General features: G+C 59.1%; 2 protein-coding genes and 1 pseudogene. 1 reads left to right on the forward strand and 2 read right to left on the reverse strand.

All coding sequences use genetic code 11. The features are described 5' to 3' along the window. Positions 1-278: 278 nt before the first annotated feature. Both GNZ13_RS04465 and GNZ13_RS04470 read right to left on the reverse strand, forming a co-directional pair. The gene (locus tag GNZ13_RS04465) at positions 279-902 is read right to left on the reverse strand and encodes an MlaC/ttg2D family ABC transporter substrate-binding protein (protein ID WP_172160856.1); all 624 of its coding nucleotides are present in this window, start codon (positions 900-902) and stop codon (positions 279-281) included. Positions 903-1592: 690 nt separating this feature from the next. Then, entirely contained in the window at positions 1593-3788 is a 2196-nt protein-coding gene (locus GNZ13_RS04470; protein ID WP_407945605.1) for a S46 family peptidase, read from the reverse strand. Between the two features lie 270 nt (positions 3789-4058). On the opposite strand from GNZ13_RS04470, the pseudogene GNZ13_RS04475 reads away from it, so the two are divergent. Beyond that, positions 4059-4229 (forward strand): annotated as a pseudogene (locus GNZ13_RS04475) (IS110 family transposase); the annotation flags it as partial. Between the last annotated feature and the right edge of the window lie 120 nt (positions 4230-4349).

The raw sequence follows: 4349 nt of genomic DNA on the forward strand, positions 1-4349 counted from the left end.
CGCGACTTGTTGCTCGTGTCCATTGATCTCAGCAACTTTCGATTCGGCTAGCCGCGCGCTCGCGACGTCGGCTGTGTGCCAACCTTCGGTCATTCGGTGGCGCTAGTCGAATGGCCCTTCATGGCCGGGTCCAGACCTTTCACAGCCCGCGGGAATTTCCGCCGGCTCCATACTCTCGCGGGCGCCGCTCAAGCCACTTTCGGGCACGTCCGCGAAACGTCCATTGCGCGACCGACATTCTGCTGTAAGCGTCCGCCGCCATCATACCCAGCGGTCACTTATTGCTTGCCCGAAGCGAGCTGCTGGTTGCGCTCAGCGAGAAACTTGATCAAACCATCAACGCCGCTTTCCTGGATCTTGTCACTGAACTGCTGCCGATATGTCTGGATTAGCCAGACGCCGAGTACATTCAGGTCATACAACCGCCAGCCCTGCGGCGTGCGGTACAGCCGGTAATCGATCTCTGCTGGTTCACCGTTCGTGGTTGCAATCGTGCGCACCACCACGTCCGTATCGGTTGGAGCGATGTGTATCGGCGGGTAGTCGATCCGCTGGTCTGGACGGAGCTGACCGATAGCACCCGAATATGTGTGAATCAGGAGCATCTTGAACTGTTCGACGAGTTGCTGCTGCTGCGCGGGCGTAGTCGTCCGCCAGTAACGGCCCATCGCCAGTGACGTGGTGCGGCGAAAATCGGTGTAGGGAAGAATGTCCCGGTTTACGATATCCATGATGCGGGGAATATCGTCTGGCGCGATCGCTCGGGCGCGCACCTCGTCGAGTATCTGTTGCGTCGCGGTCTTGATCAGAAGCTGAGGCTCCGATTGGTCGACTTGCGCGTACGCCGCGCCGCCGAACGAGAACAACGCAGCGCAAAGAGTCAGTAGAGAAAGTGTCTTCATGTGCAGAATCCTGGCTGGATGCGTTGGCTTGCTGCTACGCAAGTATCCTCCATCTACGCCCGAACGCGTCGCGGCAGCACTCGTCGCTGTTTCAAGTCCGAAACTGGCCGAGCAAGGACCGATGTTCGATCGGCGAGGTCGTCCAAAGGTCGTTGGTCCGAGTGCGGCACAAGTCAACCCGGTCGGGCCCTGCAGTTGGTTTCTGGAACGTCACCACCACGTTCGCAGATTGAGGCGATCGAGATTCATCCGCGAACACACCACGTTGAGTTGAGCGACGTTGAGCCGGACTGGATGAGCGTCCCGGATCCTTACGACGTGGGCGACTCGGAGTCAGTGTATTGCGACTGGCGCGGGTGCGACCCGCTTGGGATGAACGCTCAGTGAAAACGGTTTATCACAATAGCGCATCTTCCACCACGTTCGCGAGACGAACCAACACGCGCCAACAAAGACGCGGCCAACGGATGATCGTCTCCGGCAGAGGTCACCTGCCGACCCGGAACGGTCCATCGCCCTCCTCCAAAACGGACACTCGCGCGCGCTCCGTGGCAGCGACGGCAGCTAATCGAGTGGTCGCTTCGGCTTCTGCTCCAAACCGTCGGATTCCAGCACGGTCCGCGTGACGCCGTTGCGCGCCGGAATCTTTCGATATTCGTCGGCCCTCCGCATGAACAAACTGTCGTACGATCAGTGCATCGTTGTCACCTGCATCTCGTCGAGCAGATTGTCCGCGTGGTCGAGGTGATGCATCACCCACAGCATGTAGCGTACATCGACGTGAATCGAGCGCGTTTCATCGGGATTGAAAAGCCAGCTGGAGCTAACGCCCTCCCAGTCGCCGTCGAACGCGAGACCGACCAGTTGGCCATTGCGGTCCAGCGTCGGCGAACCGGAGTTGCCACCGGTGATATCCAGGTTCGCAAGGAAATCGACGGGCAGCATGCCGTTCTCCGCCGAAGCGAACCCGTCGAACGCCTTGATTCGAATCGCCGATAGTTCCGCTGGCGGCGCGTTGAACGGCTCGACCCTGGTGTCTTTCTGGACGATGCCGTCGGCGGTCGTGAACGGCACGTATTCGACCGCGTCACGTGGCTTGTAGCCCTGTACCGTGCCGAAAGTGACGCGCAGCGACTTGTTCGCATCGTGATAGACCGGCAACCCGTGCGATGCGTTGAACGCAACCAGCGCAGCCATGTATCCGGAGCGGGCAGCGGATTCGTTGCCCTCAAACGTCTTCTCCTCGTGCTCACAGGCAAGCAGATCGGGCATCAGGTCGCGCATCAGCTCGATCCACGTATCGTTGCTCGCGTGTATCTGCGCGGGCGTTGCTGACAGCCAGGCTACCCGCGCGGTGGTGTCGGTCAGCCTGGTACCGGCATAAAGCGTCGCGACTCTCCGCGTCAAGGCGGCTTCGTCGCTGGCGCCGTCAAGCCATCGGTCGAGTGCCGGCAGACGCTGATCGGACGGCAGCTTTACGTAGCGTTGCAGGTCGTAGACTAACATCTGCTGATCGACACCCGGATCGAAACGGCGATCGAGCCGTTGCTGCTCGCCGAGCAAGCTGATTTCATCGCGCTTTTGAAAGCCGTCTTCGCGCGCGAGGTTGGGCTTCTGCTTTTCCTGTGCGAGACGCACGATCTGATAGGACGCGTGAAACAGCCCGTTAAATTGCATGATATACAACACGAGATCACGGTCACTCAATTTCAACTGTGCATCGACGAGCTGGCGCAGATTCGCGACGCCCGCCTGCAACGCGGCGCCGTCGAGTGCGCCGCCGGGCTTTTGCTGAGCGAGCCACTGATCGAGCGCGGCTTCCTGGGAACGCTTCACGGCAAGTGCGTTGCTGCGCGCCAGCCCATCGAGATTGCCCTGATAGTACTTCATCGCGTTGTTCAGGTTCGCGATGAAGTCCGCGTATTTGACGCCGACGTCCGGATGGGTCTTGCCTGCGGTGTCGAGCATCGCGACCAGGTCCTTGTAGGCGCTGACCTTGGCGGGGTATTGCAAATCAATCGTGCTTTGCAATTCGTCGGCCAGTCGGTAGCGGTCTGTCCGCCACGGATAGCCCGCGGCCATCACAAAGTCGCCGGCGCGCACACCTTTCGGATTGACCGTAAGCCAGTGCCTCGGGCGATAGGGCACGTTGCCCTTCGAGTACGAAGCAGAACTGCCGTCCTTCGCGACGTAAGCTCGCAGAAAGCTGAAGTCACCCGTGTGACGCGGCCACATAAAGTTGTCGACGTCGCCGCCGTAGTTGCCGATGGATAACGGCGGCGCATAGACGAGACGTATGTCTCGCAGTTCCTTCTGCCTGATGAGCTGATAGTCATAACCCTCGCTGAAGGTGTACACGTCGCAACGATAGCCCGGTTGCTCGCAGGCTTGTACGAGACGCTTTTTTGCCTGATCGATGGCAACGAAGCGCGCATAGCCGCCCATCTCCGGCTTGAGCGCAGCGTTTATCCGATCCGTGACGTCGCTGATCTGCTCCGTCACGTAGACACGTTGGGTTGGGTCGGCCGGCAGTTCGTCTCCCTTGGCGCGCGCGAGAAATCCGTCGTTGATCAGATTCTTTTGCGGCGTGGAGTTGTATTGCAAGGCAGAATATCCGCAGTGGTGATTCGTCACAATCAAGCCATCCGGTGAAACGAAGGATGCCGTACAAAACCCAAGGCTGACGACCGCATCGAGCGGCCATGACGTCAGCGTCGAGAGTTGTTTGGGATCAAGAGCCAGCCCGCGTTGTTCAAGTTGGCCAGCCAGGCTTGGGAGTTGTGGCGGCTGCCACATGCCTTCATCGGCGCACGCGTTATTAAAGTTGAATATTGCCGACGCAACGAGCGTCATGCCTGCTGCCAACGAAGTCTTTAGAAGCATCATGTCCCCAAGGGTTTTTGTGTGACTCCCGCAACGGCGAAGCCTAACGCACTCAATTTTTCCCCGCAATCCGCCCTAAATGACAACGTCGACATCCGTCAGGTTCGCGAAAGCTTTGGAATTAAGCTGTCTCGGCTCGCGAGTGCATCTGGGAGTGAATGTGAATATCCGGTATCGATTGAAAATCATCTAGCGGACCTCCTGCCGCCGCCCTGCCGGGCGACGGGGTTAAAGTGAGTTTGCCAAAACCGCTTTAACCGGAAGGAGGTCATCATGAACTATAGCGGCATTGACCTGCATTCGAACAACAGCGTGGTGAGTGTGATCGACGAAACGGACCGCGTGGTCGCCGAGAAGCGGCTGCCGAACGACCTGGCAAGGATTCTGGCGTTCCTTGCCCCGTGGCGAGCCGGGCTGGCAGGCGTCGTGGTCGAATCCACGTATTATGGACGCCCCGGGATTATGCATGGTTTGTCTGTCGTTCCCAGGTGCGATCGCCCGAATTTTTGGGACTCCGGGTAGCGCCTCAGCAACGATAGACTTCGCATAACGGATCGTGCTCTT

The sequence above is a fragment of the Paraburkholderia elongata genome, assembly GCF_013177735.1.
In the GTDB taxonomy this organism is placed as follows: domain Bacteria; phylum Pseudomonadota; class Gammaproteobacteria; order Burkholderiales; family Burkholderiaceae; genus Paraburkholderia; species Paraburkholderia elongata.

Excerpts from the sequence above, each read along its gene's own strand:
- GNZ13_RS04465 (WP_172160856.1), bottom strand. The coding sequence starts at position 902 with ATGAAGACACTTTCTCTACTGACTCTTTGCGCTGCGTTGTTCTCGTTC.
- GNZ13_RS04470 (WP_407945605.1), bottom strand. The coding sequence starts at position 3,788 with ATGATGCTTCTAAAGACTTCGTTGGCAGCAGGCATGACGCTCGTTGCG.